A 22743-nucleotide genomic window follows, 5' to 3' on the forward strand; every position below is an offset into this window, starting at 1 on the left:
CGCATATGGGCGTCAACCCATGCGCGGCCCGCGCGTGGTATTACGAAGGCGGATTAATAGCCGGCCTTGCGGGCCTTGTTGCGGTCATAGGCCTTCTTGGCTGCGTAACCGCCGCCGAGGATCATGCCGAGCGGGCCCATGCGGCGCATCAGGCCCATCGCCACGACGCCCTTGACCGCGCCCGATGCGCCGCCGGTGCCGTTACGACGACCCATCTCGCGGCCGACCAATGCACTGATAATACGTCCGATCATGACTTTACCTCTCCGAAAACCTGGTCTTTCAATTCCGCTGCACCGCGCAGCACTGCCCAGCCGATCGCGTAGGTCACGGCTAGCGGCACGACGACCTTGAGTACGTTGGCGGTGATCGCACCGATGATCGCGCCGTCCGCGTTGCCGTCGTCGCCGCTGAGCGAGTCGATGCCTGCGCCGATCAGCGTGCCTATGGTCGTTGCGCCCACGTAATTTCTCCTGTCCGTGTGGCGGGTTAGCGCTTGGCGGAGGATTGGGTTCCCACGCGCCCGCGTTCTCCTGCGCACGCAGGAGTTCAGGGTTTCGGGCGGCGCGCTTGGTACCCTGGGCTCCTGCGTGCGCAGGAGAACGATTAGCGGCCGAGCATCGACTCGGGTTTGACGACGCGGTCAAAGGTTTCGGCGTCGACCAGGCCTAGCGCGAGGCCGGCTTCCTTCAACGTCAGCCCTTCGGCGTGCGCGTATTTGGCGATCTTTGCGGCGGCGTCGTAGCCGATCTCGGGGGCCAGCGCCGTCACCAGCATCAGCGAGCGGTCGAGCAGTTCGGAGATGCGGCCTCGGTTGGGTTCGATGCCGTCGACGCAGCGCTCCGCGAATCCTTCCATCGCGGTGGCGAGGAGGTCGATCGAGCGGAGGACGTTGGCGCCGATCAGCGGCTTGAACACGTTGAGTTCGAGATGGCCCTGCATCCCGCCGACGGTAACCGCGACGTGGTTGCCCATCACCTGCCCCGCGACCATCGTCAGCATCTCGCACTGCGTGGGGTTCACCTTGCCCGGCATGATCGAGCTGCCGGGCTCGTTCGCGGGGAGGTCGATCTCGCCGAAGCCGCAGCGCGGGCCCGAGCCCAAGAGACGGATGTCGTTGGCGATCTTGGTCAGCGCGACCGCCAGCGTGTTGAGCGTGCCCGAGAGGTGGACGAGCGGGTCGTTCGAGGCGAGCGCCTCGAACTTGTTGCGCGCGCTGACGAACGGCAGGCCGGTGATTGCCGCCAGTTCGTGCGCGATCGCGTCGCCGAACCCGGCGGGGGCGTTGAGGCCGGTGCCGACCGCGGTGCCGCCCTGCGCGAGGATAACCATGCCGTGGCTGATCGCGGGCTCGATGCGGTGACGGCAGCGGTAGAGCTGGTTCGCATAGCCGGAGAATTCCTGGCCGAGCGTCAGCGGAGTCGCGTCCTGCAGGTGCGTGCGGCCGATCTTGACGATGTCGTCCCAGGCATTGGCCTTGGCGTCGAGCGCGGCGTGCAATTTGTCGAGCGCGGGGATCAGGCGGTGGGTGGTGGCGATCGCGGCGGCGATGTGGAGCGCGGTCGGGAAGCTGTCGTTGGACGACTGGCTCATGTTGACGTGGTCGTTGGGGTGGACCGGCGACTTGCCGCCGCGGGTGCCGGTGAGGACTTCGTTGGCGCGGCCGGCGATGACCTCGTTGGCGTTCATGTTCGACTGCGTGCCGCTGCCGGTCTGCCAGATGACCAACGGGAACTGGTCGTCGAGCTTGCCGTCGATGACTTCCTGCGCGGCGGAGTCGATCGCAGTGGCGATTGTTTCGTCGAGGCCGTGCGAGCGGTTTACGCGGGCGGCGGCCTGTTTGACGAGCGCGAGCGCGTGGGCGATCTCGATCGGCATGCGTTCGCGGGTGGCGAAGGGGAAATTCTCGATCGAGCGTTCGGTCTGCGCGCCCCAATAGGCGGCGGCGGGGACTTCGATCGGGCCGATCGTGTCGGTTTCTGTGCGGGTTGTCATAGGGGGAGAACCTTCCGGGGCTTGCGTGGGTCCCTCGCCCCTCCGGGGAGAGGGAGGGAGGAGCGCTTGCGACGGAAGAATGAGGGGTTTTGGGGTTCGGTTCCGAGCCTCAGGCCCCTCTCCCTTCCCACGGCAAGTGCCGCGGGCCCCTTCCCTCTCCCCGAAGGGGCGAGGGAGTTTGGGTCACTTCTTCCGCTTGAAATCCACCGCGACGACGTTCGAGCCGTCTTCGATCGGCACCGCAGTCGGGCCATCGTTTTCCGCTTCGTCGTGGTCGCCGAGTGCGTCGTCCGCACCTTCCTGCGCCTGGAAGCGGAGTTCGAAGCTTACCGCCGGGTCCTGGAATGCGGTGATCGCCGAGTACGGGATCACCAGCTTCGAGGGCACCTGGTTGAATGAAAGCCCGATCGAGAAGCGCTCGTCGTCGACGATGAGGTCCCAATAGCGGTTCTGCATGACGATCGTCATTTCGTCCGGGAAACGCTCGATAAGCCGCTTGGGGATGTCGACTCCCGGCGCCTGCGTCTTGAAGGTGATGTAGAAATGATGCTCGCCGGGAAGCCCTCCAGCCTCCGCGACGGAGCCGAGCACGCGGCCGACCACGGCACGCAGGGCTTCTTGTACGATCTCGTCGTACGGAATCAGGCTATCGGGCAGTCCATCGGTCATATCCCTTGGGTAGCGCCATTCGGATGCCGGTCAAGATTGCATGCGTCGTGGCGCACGTTATGGGAGGTGGCATGCGCACCGCCACGATCACCCGCTCCACCGCCGAGACGGCGATCGACGTCACCGTGAACCTCGATGGGACCGGCGTGTACGACGTCGAGACCGGGGTCGGTTTCTTCGATCACATGCTCGAACAATTGTCGCGCCACTCGCTGATCGACATCCGCGTGCGGACCAAGGGCGACCTGCATATCGACGAGCATCACACCGTCGAGGATACCGGGATCGCGATCGGCCAGGCGTTCGCACAGGCGCTCGGCGATAAGAGGGGCATCGCGCGGTACGGCGATGCGCTTTCGCCGATGGACGAGACGCTGACGCGCGTTGCGCTGGATATTTCCGGGCGGCCGTGGCTGGTGTGGAAGGACCTGTTCTCGCAGAAGCGCCTGGGCGGCATGGATACCGAGATGTTCGAGCATTTCTTCCACAGCTTCGCGCAGGCGTCCGGCATCACGCTGCACGTCGAGACGCTGTACGGGACCAACAACCACCACATCGCCGAGGCGGCGTTCAAGGGTGTGGCGCGGGCGTTGCGGGCTGCGATCGAGATCGATCCGCGCAAGGCGGACGCGATTCCGTCGACCAAGGGGATCCTGTGACGCTCGCGCTGATCGATTACGGCGCTGGCAATCTCCATTCGGTCGAAAACGCGCTGCGAACTGTGGGTTGTGTCGATCTGGTTGTCACTGCCGACGCTGACGTCGTTGCGAAGGCCGAGCGGATCGTGCTGCCGGGCGTTGGCGCGTACGGCGCGTGCGCTGCGGCTTTGCGCGCGGTACCGGGGATGGTCGAGGCGCTCAACCGGCGGGTTCGCGATGAGGGTACGCCTTTCCTCGGGATCTGCGTCGGCATGCAGTTGATGGCCGATGCGGGCGAGGAGATGGGGACTCATGCCGGGCTCGGCTGGGTCTCCGGACGCGTGCGGCGGCTCGAGCCAGGGACGATGGACGCAAAGGTGCCACACATGGGCTGGAACGACGTCGTTCCGTCCGTCGCGCATCCGCTGATCGAGCCGGGCGAGGCGTATTTCCTGCACAGCTTCGCGTTTGAGGGCGCCGACGTGCTTGCGACGACCGACCACGCCGGCGCGATCACCGCGGCGATCGGTCGCGACACGATGATCGGCGTGCAGTTTCACCCTGAGAAGAGCCAGCGCTATGGCCTGGCCTTGCTCGAACGTTTCCTGGAGTGGCGGCCGTGAGCCTGATTATCTTTCCCGCGATCGACCTGAAGGCTGGTCAGGTGGTGCGTCTCGCCGAGGGCGATATGGACCGCGCGACCGTCTATGGCGACGATCCGGCGGCGCAGGCTATGCTGTTCGCCGAGGCGGGCGCTGAACATCTGCACGTGGTCGATCTCGACGGCGCGTTTGCGGGGGCTTCGGTCAACGGCGATGCGGTGCGGTCGATCGTCGCGCAGTTTCCGGGGCATGTGCAGCTTGGCGGCGGGATCCGGACGCGGGCGAGCGTCGAGGGCTGGTTCGACCTGGGCGTCTCCCGCGTGGTGATCGGGACGGCGGCGCTGGAGGACCCCGAATTCGTGCGCGGCGTGGCGAAGGATTTCCCCGGCGGGATCGTCGTCGCGGTCGACGCGAAGGACGGCATGGTCGCGACCAAGGGCTGGGCGGATGTGTCGACCACGAGTGCGGTCGACCTGGCGCGGCGGTTCGAGGATGCGGGGGTGGCGTCGTTGCTGTTCACCGATGTCGGGCGCGACGGGATGCTGAAGGGGTGCAACGTCGACGCTACCGTCGATCTGGCGCGGTCGGTCGATATTCCTGTGATCGCCAGTGGCGGGGTGAAGGGCATTGCCGAAATCCATGTTCTGGCTTTGCATGTGCGGGACGGCGTCGAGGGCGTGATCACGGGGCGGGCTTTGTACGACGGCCGGCTCGATCTCGCGGCGGCTTTGAGCGTGGCTAAGGCCGCATGATGGTTCACGCGGAGACGCGGAGACGCGGAGATAGTGTTTTCGCGCAGAGGCGCGGAGGACGCAGAGCGACTTGTGGCGCCGCAGGCAGATATCTGTTCACGCAAAGGCGCAAAGGCGCGAAGAGTGAGCAGAAGTCAGGTCTGCCTCACACTCTTACTCTTCGCGCCTTTGCGCCTTCGCGTGAATCATTCTTAGCGGCTCCGCCGCGCCTCCGCGTCTCCGCGTCTCCGCGTGAACAAAACCTTCGGCCAAGCGCATGACGGTTCGCGCGCGCGTGATCCCGTGTCTCGACGTTGCCGATGGGCGCGTGGTGAAGGGCGTGAACTTCGTCGAACTGCGCGATGCTGGCGATCCGGTCGAGCAGGCGCGGGCGTATGACGCGGCCGGCGCGGACGAGCTGTGCTTCCTCGATATCGGTGCGAGCCATGAGGGTCGGGGGACTATTCTCGACGTCGTGCGACGGACCGCAGCGGTGTGCTTCATGCCACTGACCGTCGGCGGCGGGGTGCGGACGGCGGACGATGCGCGTGCGCTGTTGCTGGCGGGGGCGGACAAGGTCGCCGTGAACTCTGCGGCGGTGGAGCGGCCGGAACTGGTCGCGGATATCGCCGAGCGGTTCGGCAGCCAGTGCTGCGTTGCGAGTGTCGATGCGCGGCGCTCCGGCGAAGGCTGGGAAGTGTTCACGCATGGCGGCCGCCGCGCGACCGGGATCGATGCGATCGCGCATGCACTGAAGCTGGCGGAACTGGGGGCGGGCGAGTTGCTGGTCACGTCGATGGACCGTGACGGGACGCGCAGTGGCTACGACCTCGAGCTGATCCGGGCGATTTCGGACCGGGTGAGCGTACCGGTGGTGGCGAGCGGCGGGGTCGGCGGGCTTGACGATCTGGTCGCGGGTATCCGGGACGGGCATGCAAGCGCGGTGCTGGCAGCGTCGATCTTCCATTTCGGGCAGGCGTCGATCGGCGATGCGCACGCGGCGCTGGCAGCGGCCGGCATCCCCGTACGAACGCCGGTTGGCGCGCCGCCTCTCGCCAGGGGCTGACGAGGATGCTGGCGCTTCTGGTCCTCGCGGTCGAGTCCGGACACAGCGGCGTCGCGCATCCGTTGACCGGATATGAAGTGTCGGACGTCGCGCTGTTCGTGTTCGCCGCCATCGCGGTCTGGCAGGTGCGACGCGCGTTGCGGAAACGGTTTGCCAAGGCTCGCGGGCTCGATGGTGCTGTCGTCCGGAAGCGCTCGCCGAACGAGACCCCGCCGGACAAGGTCCCACCGAACAAGGATTGACCCGCCTGCCCGGCTGCGTCAGCACGCGCACCATGGCAGACTCCGTATTCGACCGCCTCGAAGCGACCATCCGCGCGCGCCGCGATGCGCCCGCCGACACCTCGTACACCGCGAGCCTGTTCGCGAAAGGCCGCCCCAAGATCGCGCAGAAACTCGGCGAGGAAGCCGTCGAGACGGTGATCGCGGCGTGCTCGGGCGACGAGGCGAGCATCGTGCCGGAAGCGGCGGACCTCATGTTCCATCTGGCGGTGCTGCTGGCGGATGCGGGGCTTAGCCTGGACGACGTGCGCGCGGAACTGGAGCGACGCGAGGGTGTCGGCGGGTTGATCGAGAAGGCCGGGCGGACGGGGTGACCTGCCCCCCTTCCGCTTGCGGGAGGGGTCGGGGGAGGGCATGACGCACACGCTCTGCCGGGATCGGGAAGGCAAGCCCCTCCCCTAACCCCTCCCGCAGGCGAGAGGGGAATACATATGCCGATCGACGCCACCCAGCCTTACGACGACCAGAACATCTTCGCGAAGATCCTGCGCGGCGAGATCCCGTCGAAGCGGGTGTACGAAGACGACTTCGCGATCGCGTTCCACGACATCAACCCGCAGGCGCCGACGCACCTGCTCGTGATCCCGAGGGGCGCGTACGTGTCGTGGGACGATTTTTCCGCGCGTGCGCCCGATGCGGAGATCGCCGGGTTCATCCGCGCGGTCGGCACCGTCGCGCGCGCGGCGGGGCTGGTCGAGCCGGGCTATCGCCTGCTCGCCAATGTCGGCCAGCACGGGAACCAGGAAGTGCCGCATCTGCACGTTCATGTCTTCGGCGGCCGTCCTTTCGGGCCGATGCTCGCGCGATAGGTCAGCTTGCCGCCACTAAAGGATTGCACGTAACAAAATTGCCATTAGGCTCGGGGGCTTGAGCAAGGGGGCCTTTTGACCTGGCCCTCGCTATCCCCGGGGGACACCGCGTTGATTTTTGGTCGCGTAAAATCGCTGGACGCCATTCTGGCGACGGCAGAGAAAAAGGGGTTGGCGCGAACGCTCAGCGCGTTTCAGCTGACCCTGCTGGGCGTCGGCGCAGTTATCGGCACGGGTATCTTCGTGCTGACGTCCGAAGCCGCGCAGAAAGCCGGCCCGGGCATGTTGCTGAGCTTCGTCGTCGCAGGGTTCGTCTGTGCGGTCGCAGCGCTCTGCTATTCCGAACTCGCGTCGATGGTACCGGTGTCGGGCTCCGCCTACACCTACACCTATGCGGTGACGGGTGAGCTGCTCGCCTGGATGGTCGGCTGGGCGCTGATCCTCGAATATGCGGTCGGCGCCAGCGCGGTCGCGGTCGGGTGGTCGAACCATCTGGCCGGATTGCTCGACGGGATCGGCTTCCATATCCCCAACGCCTTGCGCAACGCCGACGCGTTGATGGCGAACGTCCAGGTCGCGTTCGGCGCGACGCCTAATGTCGATTTGCAGACCGCGATGACGGTCGGCGGCTTCATGAACCTGCCCGCGGTGATCGTCATCGCGCTCGTCACGTGGCTGCTGGTGGTCGGAACGACCGAGAGCGCGCGCGTCAACGCGGTACTGGTGCTGATCAAGATCGCCGCGCTGACCGCGTTCATCGCGCTGACCATCCCGGTTCTGAAGGCGGACAATTTCCACCCGTTCCTGCCCTACGGCGTCGGCAACCCGCTGAGTTCGTCGGGTGTCGGCGTGCTGGGTGCGGCGGCGTCGATTTTCTTCGCCTATGTCGGATTCGATGCGGTTTCGACGGCCGCTGAGGAGACCAAGAATCCTCAGCGCAACGTGCCGATCGGGCTGATCGCCAGCCTCGGCATCTGTACGTTGTTCTACCTGCTGGTCGCATCGGGTGCGATCGGTGCGATCGGTGCGAACCCTGTGACGACCGCCGATGGCGGCGTGCTGGCACCGGGTTCGGCCGAGATGGCCGGGCGTTGCGCGGCAATCGTCGCAGGCGGCGCGATGGAACCGCTGGTGTGCTCGAAGGAAGCGCTGGTCCACGTGCTTCAGGTCATCAACTGGCCGATCATGGGCCGCTTGGTCGGCCTCGCCGCGGTACTGGCGCTGCCGTCGGTCGTGCTGATGATGATGTTCGGCCAGACCCGCGTGTTCTTCACGATGGCGCGCGACGGTTTGTTGCCAGCCAAGCTCGCGTCGATCCATCCGAAGTTCCGTACCCCGCACGTGGTGACGGTCGTGACGGGTATCGCTGCGGCGATCGCCGCGGCGGTGCTGCCGGTCGGCAAGCTCGCCGATTATTCGAACGCGGGCACGCTGTTCGCGTTCATGATGGTGGCGATCTCGGTAATGGTGCTGCGCAAGACCGATCCGGCACGCAAGCGTCCGTTCCGCACGCCGGCAGTATACATCGTCGCACCGCTCGCGATCATCGGCTGCATCGGGCTGTATCTGTCGCTGCCGCTGACCGCCAAGCTGGTGCTGCCGGGCTGGGGCGCGATCGGGTTGGCGATCTACTTCCTCTACAGCCGCTCGCGCAGCCATGTCGGGCTGGGGCTCGACGATGGCGTAGCAGACGACGACCAGACGCCTCCGGGCACGCACTGAAACCGGACGCAAAAAGGGCCGCGGGAGGAAACTCCCGCGGCCCTTTTTTTTGCCTGCGCTAGAAAGCTTGTTCTCTCGCGAAAGCGGGAGCCCAGTCTGTGTCCCCGGCTTCGCGGGGACACATGCTTCAGCCGATATGCTTGGCGGCGAGTGCCTTCATGTCGACCATCGGGCGGGCGCCGACATGGCTGATGATCTCGGCCGCGCAGACCGCGCCGAGCTTCAGCGACGCCTGCAGGTCGTAGCCCTGCGCCTGGCCGTGGAGGAACCCCGCCGCGAACAGGTCGCCCGCACCGGTGGTGTCGACGACCTTGGCGATCGGCTCGGCCTTGACCTCGGCGCGCGTGCCGTTCTGGAGCGCGCAGGCGCCGTGCTCGCCGCGGGTGACGACCAAAGTCGGGACCTGCGCCGAGATCTTGGCGACCGCGGCATCGAAGTCTTCCGTCTCTGCAAGCGCGGCGAGTTCGCCCTCGTTCGCGAACAGGATGTCGATCAGGCCGTCCGACAGCAACTGGCGGAAATCGCCGCCATGGCGCGAGATGCAGAATACGTCGCTGAGCGTGAAGGCGACTTTCCGGCCGGCATCGCGCGCGCAGTCGATCGCAGCGCGCATCGCGGCGCGCGGCTCTTCGGGATCCCAGAGATAGCCTTCGAGATACAGGATCGCGCTGTCGGCGATCATCGCGGTGTCGATCGCGGCGGCGGGGAGGAATTGCCCCGCACCGAGGAAGGTGTTCATCGTGCGCTGGCCGTCCGGCGTCACGAAGATCAGGCAGCGGCCGGTGGTCGGGTCGCCGGCGCGGACGGGCGTGGCGAACTCGATGCCGATGCTGCGGACGTCGTGCGCGAAGACCTGGCCGAGCTGATCGTCGGCGACCTGGCCGATGAACCCGCACTTGCCGCCGAGCGCAGCGATGCCGGCGACGGTGTTGGCCGCCGAGCCGCCGGAGATTTCCATGCCCGGGCCCATCTTGGCGTAGAGCGCGTCGGCTTCCTCGGACGAGAACATGAGCTGCATCGAGCCCTTGGCGACGCCGATCTCTTCGATGAACGCGTCATCGGCGGTGGCGAGGATGTCGACGATGGCATTGCCGATCGCGACGACGTCGTAGGTGGGAGCGTCGGTGGTGGGGGTGGACAAGGGGAAGTCTCCGGGCGGACGGGAAAGCGTTGCCGTAAATCGCGGGAGGGATTGGCGCAACCGGCGCGGCAAGCGAGGCCGCGACCAGAGGTACACGCCAGGACCTCAAGCGAAACCCAGGCTTCTGCTGAGGCTAAAGATCGGGCGGCGTCTCGATAGGCCCGAGATACGTCGCGCGATCACCCGTCCAGGATCGCGACGGCGCGGGTCCAGCCCGCCGACGCGGCGCGAATCTTGACCGGAAAGCAGGCGATCGTGAATCCGGTCGCTGGCAATTGTTCGAGATTGTGCAGCTTCTCGATGTGACAATAGCCGATGTCACGCCCGGCCTTGTGACCTTCCCAGATCAGCGTCGCATCGCCGCTCTCGGCGTATCGGGCGGCGGTATGCACGAACGGCGCGTCCCAGCTCCACGCATCGGTTCCCGTGACGCGAACGCCCCGCTCGGTCAGGTACAGCGTGGCATCGCGTCCCATGCCGCACCCCGAGGCAACATAATCGTCGTGCCCAAACCGCATGCCCGCACGCGTGTTGACGACGACGATCTCCAGCGGCGACAGCGTGTGCCCGATCCGCTGTAGTTCCGCCTCGACGTCGGCAGCGCTGACGACATAGCCATCGGGGAAATGCCGGAAATCCAGCTTCACGCCGGACTGGAAGCACCAGTCGAGCGGAACCTCGTCGATCGTGATCGCCCGCTTTCCGCCATCCATCGTCGAGGCATAATGATACGGCGCATCAAGATGCGTGCCGTTATGCGTGATGAGCGTCACGCGCTCGATCGCCCACGCCTCGCCATCGGGCAGATCGGCCGCCTGCAACCCCGGAAAGAACCCGAGCAAGCCGGGTATCGACGCCTTGTGATCGATATACTCGATATGAGGACCGTGACCGGGAGGGTCGGACATCACGTCGTTTTCGAGGAATACCGACAGATCGACGATCGTACGTGGCATGATATTCTCCGTTCGGTCGCTATCGTGACGCAGGGTGTCCTGCGCAGCATCAAAGCAGGTCCGGGCGAAACTGGTGCCGGATCGGGACGATATTTGCTACCCGCCGCGCTATCCGAAGCCGGTCGCTCACCGTATTCGCCGAACAGGCTGTCTGTACCGCCGCAGGAGACACGAACGGACGGGGTGCTGCCGAGGACCGAGATGAGGGTTCGCCTGGCGTGCTCGCTGGGCGCGATCTGCCCGCCGGCGGCTGGCATGCGATGGCCCGTTCTCGCGATCTCTCCCTCGCGAACACGGAGGAACGCTCTAGTTCTCAGGTCCTGCGGCGCGCGCTATCCAAAGCCGCGTTGACCTTCGCGCGACCGCACGGCATCCCGGCTCGATGATCCGTGCCCTCCTCCTGTCGCTCGGCCAGCTTACCGATCCGCCGATCCTGCGCGTGTTCGTCAAGTCGATGGTCGTGACGCTGCTCGTCTTCGCGTTGCTCGGCGTCGGCACGTGGTGGGGAACGCAGGCCGCGCTGGCCGCGTGGCTCGACGTGCACGCAGACGGACTGGTGGCGGCGTTCGCGCTGTTCGTCACGATCCTCGCGCTGTGGCTGCTGTTCCGCGCGGTCGCGATCGCGGTCGTCGGGATCTTCGCGGACGAGGTCGTCGAAGCGGTCGAGGCGCGGCATTATCCCGAAGCCCTGCGCACCGCTCGCCCTGTCCCCTTCGCACGCAGCCTGGCCATGGGGCTCCGGTCGGCTGCCAGCGTCGTGCTCGTCAACCTGGTGATGCTGCCGGTCTATATCGCGCTGCTCGTCACCGGGGTCGGCACTGCCGCGGCGTTCTTCATCGTCAATGGCTGGCTGCTCGGGCGCGATCTGGGGGACATGGTCGCGGCGCGGCATATGGACGCGACGGCGATGCGGGCCTGGCGTGCGACGACGCGGCCGGGGCGGTTCGTGCTGGGACTTGCGAACACCGGGCTGTTCGTGGTTCCGATCGTCAACATCGCAGCGCCCGTCCTGGGGGCCGCGATGGCCACGCATTATTTTCACCACCAGTATTCGAGCAAAGGCCGATCATGACGCGATTGACGACGATAGGGATCGCGCTGGCGCTCGGCGGTGGACTGGCGGGCTGCGCGGCCCCCGTCGCCAAGCCCGCAGTAGGCCGCCCGGCGATCGCGTATACGAGCGTCGGGCTCGAGCGCGTGCTGGGCCAGGATGCCGCCGGCCTGACCAAGCTGTTCGGCCAGCCCGACGCGGACGTCCGAGAGGGCAGCGCGCGCAAGTTGCAGTTCCAGAGCGGGATCTGCGTGCTCGACGCATATCTCTATCCAAAGGGATCGGATGCGCCGCGCGTCACCTATCTCGACGCGCGCGAGCCGGACGGCAGCGCGATCGACCGCGCGAGTTGCGTGGCGGCGCTTACCCGTCGCGAGGGGGGACGGTAGCGCCCGCTTCGCCTGATTTGCGGTCCAATCCCAACGTCAAAAAGATCGTCGCGGAAATCTACGGGACCTCTTGAATGCAATTTCGGTCGAACCATCTTGCCGCCGCCGGACGCGATCTTTCGGTCCGGCGTCACCTGAGGGCACCGGCTCGGTCTCCGGTGTTCCTTGTGCTCAGATTGCTCATGAGGAGGATTTGGATATGAGGACCAACTTCGATTTCGCTCCCTATCGCCGGTCGACGGTCGGCTTCGATCGGCTGTTCGATCTGCTCGAAACCACCGCACGGACGGACGCGCCGGAAGGCTACCCGCCGTTCGATATCGAGCGCGAGAGCGAGGACAGCTATCAGATCACGCTGGCGGTGGCGGGCTTCCGTCCCGACGACATCGAGATCGTCGCCCAGAACAATCAGCTGACCGTGACCGGGCGACGTCCGGACGACCGCGACGAGAGCCGGTTCCTGCACCGCGGCATCGCGACCCGCGCCTTCGAGCGCCGGTTCCAGCTGGCCGACTTCGTCCAGGTGCAGAACGCGCGCTTCGACAACGGGCTGCTCGTCATCGCCCTGAAGCGTGAAGTGCCCGACGCGATGAAGCCGCGCCGGATCGAGATCTCGGGGGCTGCGGCAAACGATCGTATCGGTGCGCCCGAGGGCGACCGGGACGTCGCCTAAAACGGGAGGACGCTGTCGGCCGCGAGGTCGGCAGCGTCCTTCGCATCCGCGAGCGTCGACGGCGTCCGATCGGCTGGCATCGCGTCGACAGACGCCCACGCAGCGCGAATGCCGTCGTCGGCTTCGTGCAAAACACGGCCGGGGCGTTCGTCCAGGAACCGTACGCGATCGAGCCGGGCCAGAGCCCAGATCGCGGAATCGCGGACGACCGAAGCGGGGTCGTCCAAGAGCCGCACGACCGGTTCGATGAGGACGGGATCGCCGCTGTTGCCCGCGGCGATCAACGCATTGCGGATCATCTTGCTACGGCCGATGCGCTTGATCGGCGAGCCGGCGAAGACTTGGCGGAAGCCGGCGTCGTCCAGCGCCAGGATGTCGGCGAGTTCCGGCGCGATCAGTTCCGCGCGGGGATGGAAGGCCAGGTTCGCGTTGGCGGCGGCGGCGAACTTGTTCCAGGGGCACACCGCCAGACAATCGTCGCAGCCGTAGATGCGGTTGCCGATCGCCGCGCGGAACTCGTGCGGGATCGGGCCGGCATGCTCGATCGTGAGGTAGGAAATGCAGCGGCGGGCATCGAGCTGGTACGGCCGCGGGAAGGCGTCGGTCGGGCACGCGGTCTGGCACGCATCGCAACTGCCGCAGGTGTCGACGCCGCCGCGGTCCGGTTCCAGATCGAGCGTCGTGTAGATCGCGCCGAGGAACAGCCAGCTGCCATGCTCGCGGCTGACGAGGTTGGTGTGCTTGCCCTGCCAGCCAAGGCCAGCGGCTTCGGCGAGCGGCTTTTCCATCACCGGCGCGGTGTCGACGAACACCTTCAGGTCGAACGGCGGCAAGTCGCGCCCCGCCTCCGCCGCCAGCCACCGTCCGAGCGCTTTCAACTGCCGCTTCACGACATCGTGATAATCCGGCCCCTGCGCATAGACCGAGATCCGCCCTACCCCGCCCTCGTCCGCGAGCCGCAACGGATCGTCCTTCGGCGCATAGCTCATGCCGAGCGCGATGACGCTGCGCACCTCGGGCCAGAGGCCGGCGGGGCTTTCGCGGTGGTGCTTGCGCTCCTCCATCCAGATCATGTCGCCGTGGCGCCCATCCGCCAGCCATTGGTGGAGCCGCTCGCCCGCGCGCGGCGCCGCCCCCGCATGCGCGATTCCGCACGCGACGAAGCCGAGTTCCGCCGCTTTGGCCTTCAGCCTGTGTTCCAGCTTGTCTTGCGCCACGTCCGCCCGCTACCACGACGCCACCCTCGGTAGGAAGATTGCGCGTGAACGATGAATGGGCGGTCACCGCGAACGGGATCGTGAAGCGGTTCGGCGATCGGCGCGTGGTCGACGGGGTGGACATCATGGTGCCGCGCGGCTCGGTGTACGGCGTGCTCGGGCCCAACGGCGCGGGCAAGACGACGACGCTGCGGATGCTGCTCGGGATCATCGAGCCCGACGAGGGATCGCGAACGCTGCTCGGCTACGACAATCCGCGCGATGCGAGCGACCGGGTCGGCTATCTCCCCGAGGAGCGCGGTCTGTATCCGGCTATGAAGGCGCGCGAGGCGATCGCGTTCCTGGGGGCTCTGCGTGGGCTCGACTGGAAGACCGGGCGCGAGCGGGCGGTGGTGCTGATGGAAGCCGCCGGGCTCGGCCATGCGGTCGACGAGAAGATCCGGAAACTGTCGAAGGGCATGGCGCAGCTGGTGCAGTTGCTCGGCTCGGTGGTTCACCAACCCGACCTGCTAGTGCTCGACGAGCCGTTCTCGGGGCTTGATCCGGTCAACCAGGAGCGGCTCGAGAAGCTGATCCTCAACGAGCGTGACCGCGGCGCGACGATCCTGTTCTCGACGCATATCATGAGCCATGCCGAGCGCCTGTGCGACCGGCTGGCGATCATCGCCGGCGGCAAGCGACGGTTCGAAGGCACGGTCGCGGACGCTCGAGGCATATTGCCGCAACGCGTCCACTACACGCCGCATCGGCCCGATCCGGCGATCCGCGGCGTGCTGCCGTCGGATGCTGTGGCGGACGGGGATAGCTGGCGGTTCGAGCTGCCGGGTGAAGGAATCGAAAGTTTGCTCGTGAGGCTTATCGACGCGGGGTACGGGATTTCGGGGCTGTCGATCGAACGGCCCGGCTTGCACGAGGCGTTCGTCCGGATCGTCGGGCAACATGCGGACGTCGCGAAGGAGGATGCGGCATGAGCCGTTTTCGCCGGACTCTCCGTCAGACCTTCACGATCGCGCGGCGCGACTTCATCGCCACGGTGTTCACCCCGATATTCCTGCTGTTCCTGTTCGCGCCGGTCATCATGGGATCGTTCGGCGCGATCGGCGGCATGGGCGCCGCGAGCGTCAGCGGCGGCGCGCAGGACAAGACGCGGATCATCGCGATCGTCCCCACCACTTCCGCGCGGCCTATCGATGAGGCCGACACACGCCTGCGCGGCATGTTCCGTGGCGACGAAGCGCCTCCCGAACTGTCGATCGTCGCGCCGACCGCCGATCCCGCGGCGCAAGCCCGCGCTGCGTTCGAGACCAAGGACGTCGATGCGTCGGCAGTACTGTACGGCCCGCTCGATACGCCGCAGATCCTGTACGGGCCGCGCGGGAAGCGCTCGGCGGACTATCTCGGGCTGCTCGCACAGACGACGCTCGCCGCGCAGAAGCTCGGCGGAGCGCTGCCGACGATCGCCGCGACCAAGACGCAGGTCACGCGCTCGACGACCTCGGTCGGTGGGCAGCACCAGTCGGCGTTCTTTGCGGTGTTCGGGATCTTCTTCCTGACGCTGTTCCTCTCGGGCCAGGTCGTCGGCACGATGGCCGAGGAGCGCAACAACAAGGTGATCGAGGTGCTCGCCGCCGCGGTGCCGCTCGAGTCGGTGTTCTTCGGCAAGCTGATCGGGATGTTCGGCGTCGCGGTGCTGTTCGTCGCGTTCTGGGGCACCGTCGTTACGCAGATCACGTCGCTGATGCCTGCCGCCGCGGCGGTGGCGCTGGGCGACCTGACGCCCGCGGTCGGCGCGCCGATGTTCGCCCTCCTATTTGCGGCATATTTCAGTATGGCGTACCTCCTACTCGGGTCGGTGTTCCTCGGCGTCGGCGCACAGGCGACGACGATGCGCGAGATACAGATGCTGTCGCTACCGATCACGATCCTGCAGGTGGCGATGTTCGGGCTGTCCTCCGCGGCGGTCTCCCACCCCGGCAGCTGGCTCGCCACCGCCGCCGAACTGTTCCCCCTCTCCTCGCCATTCGCAATGGCCGGCCGCGCGGCAAACTCGCCCGAACTGTGGCCACACGTCGCGGCGCTTGCTTGGCAGGCGCTTTGGGTGACGACCTTTATAACGGTGGGGGCGCGTCTGTTCCGCCGCGGCGTGCTGCAATCGGGAAGTGCTAGGCCGTTCTGGCGGCGCAAGGCTAAGGCAGTCGCTTAACTGTTCTCCTGCGAACGCAGGAGCCCAGGGTAACGAACGCCATCCCTCGCGGTCCTGGACTCCTGCGTTCGCAAGAGAACGGAGCCTATTGACATAAGTGTCAGCAAAGCCTCTCCTGCGGCAAAACACGGGAGAGAAACGATGGCGACTCTGGTAAGAGACGTAGCGCAACAGACGGTCGATCCGCTCGACGTGAGCCGCGCCGAACTCTACCGCGACGACCTCTGGCAGGCGCCGTTCGCGCAGCTCCGCGCCGAGGCCCCCGTCCACTATGTCGAGCAGTCCGACTACGGCCCCTATTGGTCGGTCTCCTCCTACAAGGGCATCGTCGAGGTCGAATCGCTCCCCGACCTATACTCCTCCGAAGCGGGCGGCATCACAATCGCCGATTTCGTCGCCGAGCGCGACGTCCGCATGCCGATGTTCATCGCGCGCGACCGCCCCGTGCATACCGGCCAGCGCCGCACCGTCGCGCCGGCCTTCACGCCGAGCGAGATGACGCGGATGTCGGGCGATATCCGGCGGCGGACCGCCGACATGCTCGACAGCCTGCCGTGGAACACGCCGTTCGACTGGGTCGATACCGTCGCGATCGAACTCACCACGCAGATGCTCGCGATCCTGTTCGACTTCCCCTGGGCCGACCGGCGGAAACTGACCCTATGGTCGGACTGGGCGGGCGACATCGAGATCGTGAAGAACGAGGAACTGCGCGGCCAGCGGCTCGCGTACATGTTCGAATGCGGATCGTATTTCAAAGGCTTGTGGGATGCGAAGATCGACAAGGATCCGACGCCCGACCTGATCTCGATGATGATCCATTCGGACGCGATGAGCCACATGGATCACAACGAGTTCATCGGGAACCTCATCCTGCTGATCGTCGGCGGCAACGACACGACGCGCAATTCGATGTCTGCGCTGGCGTACGGCCTCGACAAGTTTCCGGAGTCGCGCGCGAAGCTGGAGGCTGATCCGGGGTTGATCCCCAATGCGGTCAGCGAGATCCTGCGCTGGCAGACCCCGCTCGCGCACATGCGCCGCACCGCGACGGCGGACGCGGAGTTGATGGGGCAGCAGATCAAGGCCGGCGACAAGCTCGCGCTCTGGTACATCTCGGCAAACCGCGACGAGAGCGTGTTCGGCGACGATGCGGACGCGATCGTGGTGGATCGCCCGAACGCGCGGCGGCATCTGGCGTTCGGGCACGGCATCCACCGCTGCGTCGGCGCACGGCTTGCCGAAATGCAGATTGCGATCCTGCTGGAGGAAATGGCCGCGCGGCGGATGCGGATCAACGTACTCGCCGAGCCTACGCGGGTCGCCGCGTGCTTCGTCCACGGCTATCGCACGCTGCCGGTGGAAATCAGTAAATACTGAGGCTTGGCGTAACCTTACCGGGTGGTTCGAACGTACCTATATCCGAACCATGGAGACGAACATGACCCAGGACCGCCGCGCTTTCCTCACGCTCGCCGGAGCAGGCGTTGCCGGCTTCGCGCTCTGGGGATGCACGTCGCAGCCCGCGCAGGCCGCCGAGCGGTTCGAGGTGACGCTGACCGACGCGCAGTGGCGCAAGAAGCTGTCGCCGGACGCCTATGATACGCTGCGCAAGGAGGCCACCGAGCGGCCCTATTCGAGCCCGCTCAACGGCGAACATCGCGCGGGGATCTTCTCCTGCGGCGGCTGCGCGTTGCCGAACTTCTCGTCGAAGACCAAGTTCGAGAGCGGCACGGGCTGGCCTAGCTTCTGGCAGCCGTTACCGAATGCAGTGCGGACGCGGGTGGACTCGACGATGGGGATGGGGCGGACCGAGGTCCATTGTCGCCGGTGCGGCGGGCATCTCGGCCACGTGTTCGACGACGGGCCGAAGCCGACGGGGAAGCGGTATTGCATGAACGGCGATGCTCTGACGTTTAAGCCTGCGTGAGGGCGTTCATCTGTCAGGCGGCCGCCGCGGACCGCTGCTGAGCGAATAGAGTGTTCCCCCGCGAAGGCGGGGGTCCAGACTGGGCTCCCGCCTTCGCGGGAGAACAAGAAGCTAAGCAGAGCAGTGATTAGCTTTATGGCACCTCCCCGGCGAAGGCCGGGGTCCAGTTGGGGGACGTCGCTAACGGAGGTGGCGGTCTGTTAGTGCGACCTTTCCAACTGGGCCCCGGCCTTCGCCGGGGTGGTGTCGTTAGGATAAGGTCGGCGCGCTGAACTGTTGAAGTGTGATCGGCAGCGGGACTTCGAGTGTAGAACGTGGACTGTCGCGAACGTCAGGCATCACGCGGAGGTAAGAACCTCAGTTCGCTTCGTTTACCAGCGTAAAGATGCCACGCGCATCGGTCGGTCCATGCTGGATCGTCGCAAGCTGCGCAGCATTGGCCCGCTGCGTTGCAGATACGGTGTGGGTAGCACTCGCCATCTGGTACGAAGGCTGGGCATCAAGCGTGTCGCCAGCAGGCGCGTGGCCCGAATAGATGAAGCCCTTGGTCGGATAGGCCGAGGTGCCGAGGTCGCCCTGCGGGCCGTACCAGACCTTGACCATGCTCCAGTCGCCGGCCGGCGAGACGTCGACCGCGCGGACGTTGGTCTCGATCGCGCCGGGGCGCGACCAGTTGGCATGCGTAAGGAGGACTTCGCGGTCGCTGACGACCTTCGAGACCATCGCGACATGGCCGACGCGCATCCGCGAGGTCGGCGAGAAGGCGAGGACCGAGCCGGCCTTCGGGGTGTGGCCACGCTCGTAGCGACCTTCGGCCTGGCCCCACCAGGTGTTGGCGTTGCCGCGGATTTCGATGCCCGACACCGAGCGAGCGAACGTCACGCACTGCCAGAACTGGGCTGCTGCCGGTGTGGCCGTCATCAGGCCGCACGATACCACCAGCGCAAAACGCGCTGCTAACGCCTTGAAATTCATCGAGACCCCCCGGCCAAAACCCGTTTGTCGCATTCTGGCTACGGGAGGTTCGATTTAATTGGAACCCGTGCGGGAACCATATCCGACGAAGCGTGTTACCGCGCCGACCAACGCCCCAAATGGGCACTCAAGGCAGCTCAGTTCATGAGTTTCCAACCGGTTATGCGGTCCACTGTGACCTGTGTGACTGCGTGATAGCCCGGCCGCGCCTTGCCGTAGATCTCCATCGCCAGCTTGTGGCCCCAGTCGCCCGAGTCCATCATCTGCTGGAACAGCGGCGCGACGAATTTGCGCCGGCCCTGCGAGGTCAGGAACTGCTCGGCCGAGGCGTCGGCGGGCGCATAGTGATTGGCGAGCGCGAGTTGCAGCCAGGCGAAGCGGATCTCGGCATTCCCCGTGGTGTTCCAGCCGAACGCGGTGTCGAGCGTCTTCAACCGCTCGGCCGGGAGTTTGCGCGGCAGCTGCGTGATGAAGCGCGTAATCTCCTGCGTCGTCGCCTTGCCGGGAACGACGGACACGGGACCACCTGCCGCATACGCCTTGGCCGCCGCGTCGACCGCGGGGAACGCGGCGGACGTCACATGCACCGCGTTCGCGGGGATGCCGGGGCTGTAGACCCACGTATCGACGCCGATCGTCCTGGCTTCGGCGGGAGTCAGCAGCTTCGACTTGAGGTCGGCGAGGAAGCTGGCGCTGGTTTGTGGCTGGAAGGCGTGGCGGTCGAAATAGCTGCGGAGATAGGCGTCCCATCGCGCACGGCCGACCTGTTTCTCGATCGTGCGGAGGAACGCCGCGCCCTTGTCATAGGCGATCTGCGTCATGCCGTCGTCGGGATCGCGCGCGGCGTCGAGATCGAGGTGGAGTTGCGTGTCCTTTGCGGTTGGGCCACCGGTCTCCTTTACCGCGGCCAGCATGTCGGTCCAGGCGAGGTCGGCCTCCATGTCGGCGCGGCGCTTGCCGTAGAGCGCCTCCATGATCCGGTTCTCGAAATAGCTGGTGAAGCCTTCGTTGAGCCAGAAATCGTCCCACGTCGCGTTCGTCACGAGATTGCCCGACCAGCTGTGCGCGAGTTCGTGCGCGATCAGCGAGACGAGGCTGCGGTCGCCGGCTATCGCGGTCGGCGTGGCGAAAGTGAGCGTCGGGTTCTCCATGCCGCCGAACGGGAACGACGGCGGCAGGACCAGCACGTCGTAGCGGCCCCAGCGATACGGACCGTACAGCCCCTCCGCGGCGGCGACGAACTTCTCGAGCTCGCCGAACTCGTACGCGGCCTTGGGGAGCGTCGCGGGTTCGGCCCAGATCCCGGTGCGCGGGCCGGTCGACTTGAACGCGATGTCGCCGACCGCGAGCGCGATCAGATACGGCGCGACGGGCTTGTCCATCTTGTACTGGAACGTGCAGCGATCGGCAGCGCAGGTCGGCTTGCCGGTCGAGAGTCCGCTCATCACCGCGGTGAGTTGCTTGGGAACGGCGATCTTCGCTTCCCAGGTCTGGCGGATGCCGGGCGAGTCCTGCGTCGGGATCCAGCTGCGGTTGAGGATCGCCTCGCCCTGGCTGAACAGGAACGGCTGCTTCTTGCCCGCGGTCTGCGCAGGGGTGAGCCATTGCAGCGCCTTTGCGTCGGGCGACGAGGCGTAGGCGATGCGGATTTTCTTGGCGCCGTTGAGCGTGACGGTCAGTGGCGCGCCGTGGATCTTGTCGACCGCGCCGACCGAGTAGGGGAGCGGCTTGCCGTTCGCGTCAGTGATGTTGACGATCTTCAGGCCGTTGTCGTCGAGCACGACCTCTTTGGCACCGGGGGCCGCGAGGATGTCGAGCGTGGCGATGCCGCGGATGACGTGCGTGTCGAAGTCGGCGGCAAGATCGAGCGCGACGTGCGTGACGCGCGCCTCGGCGGGGCGGGCATAGCTGTGCGGGTCGTGCGCGTCGGGGGTGGTGAGGATCGGGGCAATCGTCTGTGCGACGGCGGGGGATGCGAGGACGAGACCGAGGGCGGTGGCTAGAGCGGGAATGCGCATGGGAACTCCGATGTCGCCGTTCCTCGATATCGGGAAGGCCAAGCGTCGGTCCTACCGCGCGGGTCCCGTTGCTGAAAGGGCGGGGTTAGCGCGACCTCGCGATCCTCCCCCACAAGGGGGAGGTGTCGCCGAAGGTGACGGAGGGAGGATCCGGAACGCACGTTTCGCATGCCTCCCCCTCCGTCTGGCAAAGGCCAGCCACCTCCCCCTGGCGGGAGGATCATCGGAAGCCGTGGCTCCTAGCTCTCGTGAACTGTGTTCGTTGCCAGTCGCGCCAACCGCGCCTCGTGCTCGACGCGGCCGAACGGAAAGCGGGAGAAGAAGAACGCCGAGACGCACGCCAGCGCGATGTAGAGGCCGGCGTAGATCAGCGTGAGGCGATCGATCGTTCCCACCGGGACCGTACCCGGCGTGGCCTTAGCCGGGAAGCCCGCCACCGCGAGGATCATGCCCGCGAAGAATATCCCGATCCCGCTCGTGCATTTCTGGACGAAGAACGAGCCGGCGAAAAACACGCCTTCGGAGCGCCTGCCCGTCTTCGCCTCCGAATCCTCGACCACGTCGGCCATCATCGACGCGCCGAGGATGAACCCGGTGACGTTCGACGCGGTGCCGAGGATGAAGAACCCGAACAGCATCGGCAGCAGCGTGGACTCGCCGACCTCCGGAAACACGCCGAGCATCCGTAGCCAATAGGGCGACGTGTTGAGTGCCGCGCCGAGCAACACCGCGCCCAGCGCTGCCTTGGGCTTGCTCGCCGTCCTGCCGAGCCGGGGCGCGGCGAGGAACGCGAGGAACACGCCCGAGAACAACGCGATCGTCAAATAGACGAACACCGGCCCCTTGAAGCCCCACACATAGGTGTAGAGGTAGTTCGACATCGCATAGCTGATGCCCTGGATCGTGTACGCGCAGACACCCGCCGCCATCAGGATCGCGAATGCGCGGTTCTTCACGGTCTGGCGCAGTTCGGCGAAGGATTCGCGCAAGGTCTGCTTGGCGATCGGCGGGTTCGGCAGATGCCTGATCTCGTGATGCGTGCCGAGCGCGGAGACGAGGATCGCGACGCCGATGAAGATCGCCCCCGCCAGCGCGAAGCCACTGTAACCGGCCCGGTTCAGCAGGCCGTTCGGGAACGCCGCGGTCGGCGCGAGGAAATACTGGTACGCCGACAACAGCATCAGCAACCCGCCGACCCAGCCAAACAGATAGCGATACGCCATGATCCGGGTGCGCTCGTCATACCCCGACGTCAACTCGGGCGTCAGCGCGACCGACGGCACCTCGTAGCAACTCACCGCGCTGCGCACGATCACCGCCATGACGAACAACCAGACGAGCGTCTGCGGCTCCGACATTATCGCAGGCGGGTTCCACAGCAGCAGCCAGCCGATCATGATCGGTAGCGCAGACGCGTACATCCACGGGTGCCGCCGGCCCCATTTCGTCCGCGTGCGATCGGAGAAGAAGCCCACCGCCGGATCGACGAACGCATCGATCAGCAACGCCATCATGATGACGAGGCCGACGGTGGCGGACGGCAACCCGACGACCTGATTGTAGAACAGCAGCAGGAACGTGCCGAACCCGGCGTCCTTCACCCCGTACGCGACCGCGCCGAAGCCGTAGCTCGCCATCGTGCCGGTCGAAAGGCGGCGGGCGGGTGCACTCATGACG

25 protein-coding genes are annotated in these 22743 nt (G+C 66.3%); 15 read left to right on the top strand and 10 right to left on the bottom strand.

The window, feature by feature from the left end; translation table 11 throughout:
• Positions 1 to 53: 53 nt before the first annotated feature.
• The 4 genes from IFT67_RS07350 to IFT67_RS07365 form a co-directional block, all read right to left on the bottom strand.
• Positions 54 to 254, bottom strand: a complete 201-nt coding sequence (locus IFT67_RS07350) for a hypothetical protein (RefSeq protein ID WP_192145888.1) — start codon at positions 252 to 254, stop codon at positions 54 to 56.
• Positions 251 to 463, bottom strand: a complete 213-nt coding sequence (locus IFT67_RS07355; protein WP_192145889.1) for a hypothetical protein — start codon at positions 461 to 463, stop codon at positions 251 to 253. The genes IFT67_RS07350 and IFT67_RS07355 overlap by 4 nt, the downstream gene beginning before the upstream one ends.
• Before the next feature lie 143 nt (positions 464 to 606).
• On the bottom strand, positions 607 to 1995 hold the full coding sequence (gene fumC / locus IFT67_RS07360; RefSeq protein WP_192145891.1) for a class II fumarate hydratase: 1389 nt from the start codon (positions 1993 to 1995) through the stop codon (positions 607 to 609).
• Between the two features lie 183 nt (positions 1996 to 2178).
• Positions 2179 to 2664, bottom strand: coding sequence for an SspB family protein (locus tag IFT67_RS07365; protein ID WP_056052087.1), 486 nt, complete (start codon positions 2662 to 2664; stop codon positions 2179 to 2181).
• A 71-nt stretch (positions 2665 to 2735) separates the two neighbouring features.
• On the opposite strand from IFT67_RS07365, the gene hisB reads away from it, so the two are divergent.
• The 8 genes from hisB to IFT67_RS07405 all read left to right on the top strand — a co-directional run bounded on the left by hisB (position 2736) and on the right by IFT67_RS07405 (position 8513).
• The gene (gene hisB / locus IFT67_RS07370) at positions 2736 to 3323 is read left to right on the top strand and encodes an imidazoleglycerol-phosphate dehydratase HisB (protein WP_192145892.1); all 588 of its coding nucleotides are present in this window, start codon (positions 2736 to 2738) and stop codon (positions 3321 to 3323) included.
• The gene (hisH, locus tag IFT67_RS07375) at positions 3320 to 3925 is read left to right on the top strand and encodes an imidazole glycerol phosphate synthase subunit HisH (protein ID WP_192145894.1); all 606 of its coding nucleotides are present in this window, start codon (positions 3320 to 3322) and stop codon (positions 3923 to 3925) included. Before hisB ends, hisH begins: the two co-directional genes overlap by 4 nt.
• Complete coding sequence (gene hisA / locus IFT67_RS07380; RefSeq protein ID WP_120301399.1) at positions 3922 to 4656, top strand: 1-(5-phosphoribosyl)-5-[(5-phosphoribosylamino)methylideneamino]imidazole-4-carboxamide isomerase; 735 nt, start codon at positions 3922 to 3924, stop codon at positions 4654 to 4656. Before hisH ends, hisA begins: the two co-directional genes overlap by 4 nt.
• A gap of 256 nt (positions 4657 to 4912) precedes the next feature.
• Entirely contained in the window at positions 4913 to 5701 is a 789-nt protein-coding gene (gene hisF / locus IFT67_RS07385) for an imidazole glycerol phosphate synthase subunit HisF (protein WP_192145896.1), read from the top strand.
• A 5-nt stretch (positions 5702 to 5706) separates the two neighbouring features.
• Positions 5707 to 5943 carry a hypothetical protein gene (locus IFT67_RS07390; RefSeq protein WP_107963820.1) on the top strand — a complete coding sequence of 79 codons (237 nt, stop codon included), beginning with the start codon at positions 5707 to 5709 and terminating at the stop codon, positions 5941 to 5943.
• A 32-nt stretch (positions 5944 to 5975) separates the two neighbouring features.
• On the top strand, positions 5976 to 6296 hold the full coding sequence (locus IFT67_RS07395; protein ID WP_192145898.1) for a phosphoribosyl-ATP diphosphatase: 321 nt from the start codon (positions 5976 to 5978) through the stop codon (positions 6294 to 6296).
• Positions 6297 to 6413: 117 nt separating this feature from the next.
• Positions 6414 to 6791 (top strand): histidine triad nucleotide-binding protein, encoded by a 378-nt coding sequence (locus IFT67_RS07400; RefSeq protein WP_192145900.1) that lies wholly within the window; start codon positions 6414 to 6416, stop codon positions 6789 to 6791.
• Positions 6792 to 6902: 111 nt separating this feature from the next.
• Positions 6903 to 8513 carry an amino acid permease gene (locus IFT67_RS07405; RefSeq protein ID WP_192145902.1) on the top strand — a complete coding sequence of 537 codons (1611 nt, stop codon included), beginning with the start codon at positions 6903 to 6905 and terminating at the stop codon, positions 8511 to 8513.
• A gap of 127 nt (positions 8514 to 8640) precedes the next feature.
• Here the strand turns inward: IFT67_RS07405 and IFT67_RS07410 are convergent, their stop codons facing one another.
• Both IFT67_RS07410 and IFT67_RS07415 read right to left on the bottom strand, forming a co-directional pair.
• Positions 8641 to 9654 (bottom strand): adenosine kinase, encoded by a 1014-nt coding sequence (locus IFT67_RS07410; protein WP_192145904.1) that lies wholly within the window; start codon positions 9652 to 9654, stop codon positions 8641 to 8643.
• Between the two features lie 179 nt (positions 9655 to 9833).
• Positions 9834 to 10610: a cyclase family protein gene (locus IFT67_RS07415; RefSeq protein ID WP_192145906.1), complete on the bottom strand. Its 777-nt coding sequence runs from the start codon at positions 10608 to 10610 to the stop codon at positions 9834 to 9836.
• A 382-nt stretch (positions 10611 to 10992) separates the two neighbouring features.
• Here IFT67_RS07415 and IFT67_RS07420 point away from each other — a divergent pair, with 382 nt between their 5' ends.
• The 3 genes from IFT67_RS07420 (at position 10993) to IFT67_RS07430 (ending at position 12723) form a co-directional block, all read left to right on the top strand.
• A complete protein-coding gene (locus tag IFT67_RS07420) occupies positions 10993 to 11682 on the top strand; it encodes an EI24 domain-containing protein (RefSeq protein ID WP_192145908.1) in 690 nt (229 codons plus the stop codon).
• Entirely contained in the window at positions 11679 to 12050 is a 372-nt protein-coding gene (locus IFT67_RS07425) for a hypothetical protein (protein WP_192145910.1), read from the top strand. The genes IFT67_RS07420 and IFT67_RS07425 overlap by 4 nt, the downstream gene beginning before the upstream one ends.
• A gap of 199 nt (positions 12051 to 12249) precedes the next feature.
• Positions 12250 to 12723, top strand: a complete 474-nt coding sequence (locus tag IFT67_RS07430; RefSeq protein WP_192145912.1) for an Hsp20 family protein — start codon at positions 12250 to 12252, stop codon at positions 12721 to 12723.
• On the opposite strand, the gene queG is transcribed toward IFT67_RS07430, so the two are convergent.
• The gene (gene queG, locus IFT67_RS07435; RefSeq protein WP_192145913.1) at positions 12720 to 13940 is read right to left on the bottom strand and encodes a tRNA epoxyqueuosine(34) reductase QueG; all 1221 of its coding nucleotides are present in this window, start codon (positions 13938 to 13940) and stop codon (positions 12720 to 12722) included. The two genes, IFT67_RS07430 and queG, sit on opposite strands and share 4 nt — an antisense overlap.
• A 44-nt stretch (positions 13941 to 13984) precedes the next feature.
• Here queG and IFT67_RS07440 point away from each other — a divergent pair, with 44 nt between their 5' ends.
• The 4 genes from IFT67_RS07440 (at position 13985) to msrB (ending at position 18073) form a co-directional block, all read left to right on the top strand.
• Positions 13985 to 14911 (top strand): ATP-binding cassette domain-containing protein, encoded by a 927-nt coding sequence (locus tag IFT67_RS07440; RefSeq protein WP_192145915.1) that lies wholly within the window; start codon positions 13985 to 13987, stop codon positions 14909 to 14911.
• Positions 14908 to 16143 carry an ABC transporter permease gene (locus IFT67_RS07445; protein WP_192145917.1) on the top strand — a complete coding sequence of 412 codons (1236 nt, stop codon included), beginning with the start codon at positions 14908 to 14910 and terminating at the stop codon, positions 16141 to 16143. The genes IFT67_RS07440 and IFT67_RS07445 overlap by 4 nt, the downstream gene beginning before the upstream one ends.
• A 141-nt stretch (positions 16144 to 16284) precedes the next feature.
• Complete coding sequence (locus tag IFT67_RS07450; protein ID WP_192145919.1) at positions 16285 to 17523, top strand: cytochrome P450; 1239 nt, start codon at positions 16285 to 16287, stop codon at positions 17521 to 17523.
• 49 nt (positions 17524 to 17572) lie between these two features.
• On the top strand, positions 17573 to 18073 hold the full coding sequence (gene msrB, locus IFT67_RS07455) for a peptide-methionine (R)-S-oxide reductase MsrB (RefSeq protein WP_192145921.1): 501 nt from the start codon (positions 17573 to 17575) through the stop codon (positions 18071 to 18073).
• 357 nt (positions 18074 to 18430) lie between these two features.
• Here msrB and IFT67_RS07460 read toward each other — a convergent pair whose 3' ends face one another.
• The 3 genes from IFT67_RS07460 to IFT67_RS07470 all read right to left on the bottom strand — a co-directional run bounded on the left by IFT67_RS07460 (position 18431) and on the right by IFT67_RS07470 (position 22739).
• Positions 18431 to 19048 (bottom strand): CHAP domain-containing protein, encoded by a 618-nt coding sequence (locus tag IFT67_RS07460; protein WP_192145923.1) that lies wholly within the window; start codon positions 19046 to 19048, stop codon positions 18431 to 18433.
• 137 nt (positions 19049 to 19185) lie between these two features.
• The gene (locus tag IFT67_RS07465; RefSeq protein ID WP_192145925.1) at positions 19186 to 21066 is read right to left on the bottom strand and encodes a M1 family metallopeptidase; all 1881 of its coding nucleotides are present in this window, start codon (positions 21064 to 21066) and stop codon (positions 19186 to 19188) included.
• A gap of 239 nt (positions 21067 to 21305) precedes the next feature.
• Positions 21306 to 22739 (bottom strand): MFS transporter, encoded by a 1434-nt coding sequence (locus IFT67_RS07470; RefSeq protein WP_244647194.1) that lies wholly within the window; start codon positions 22737 to 22739, stop codon positions 21306 to 21308.
• Between the last annotated feature and the right edge of the window lie 4 nt (positions 22740 to 22743).

Origin of the sequence: Sphingomonas sp. CFBP 13728 (assembly GCF_014841895.1) — a bacterium.
GTDB lineage: Bacteria > Pseudomonadota > Alphaproteobacteria > Sphingomonadales > Sphingomonadaceae > Sphingomonas.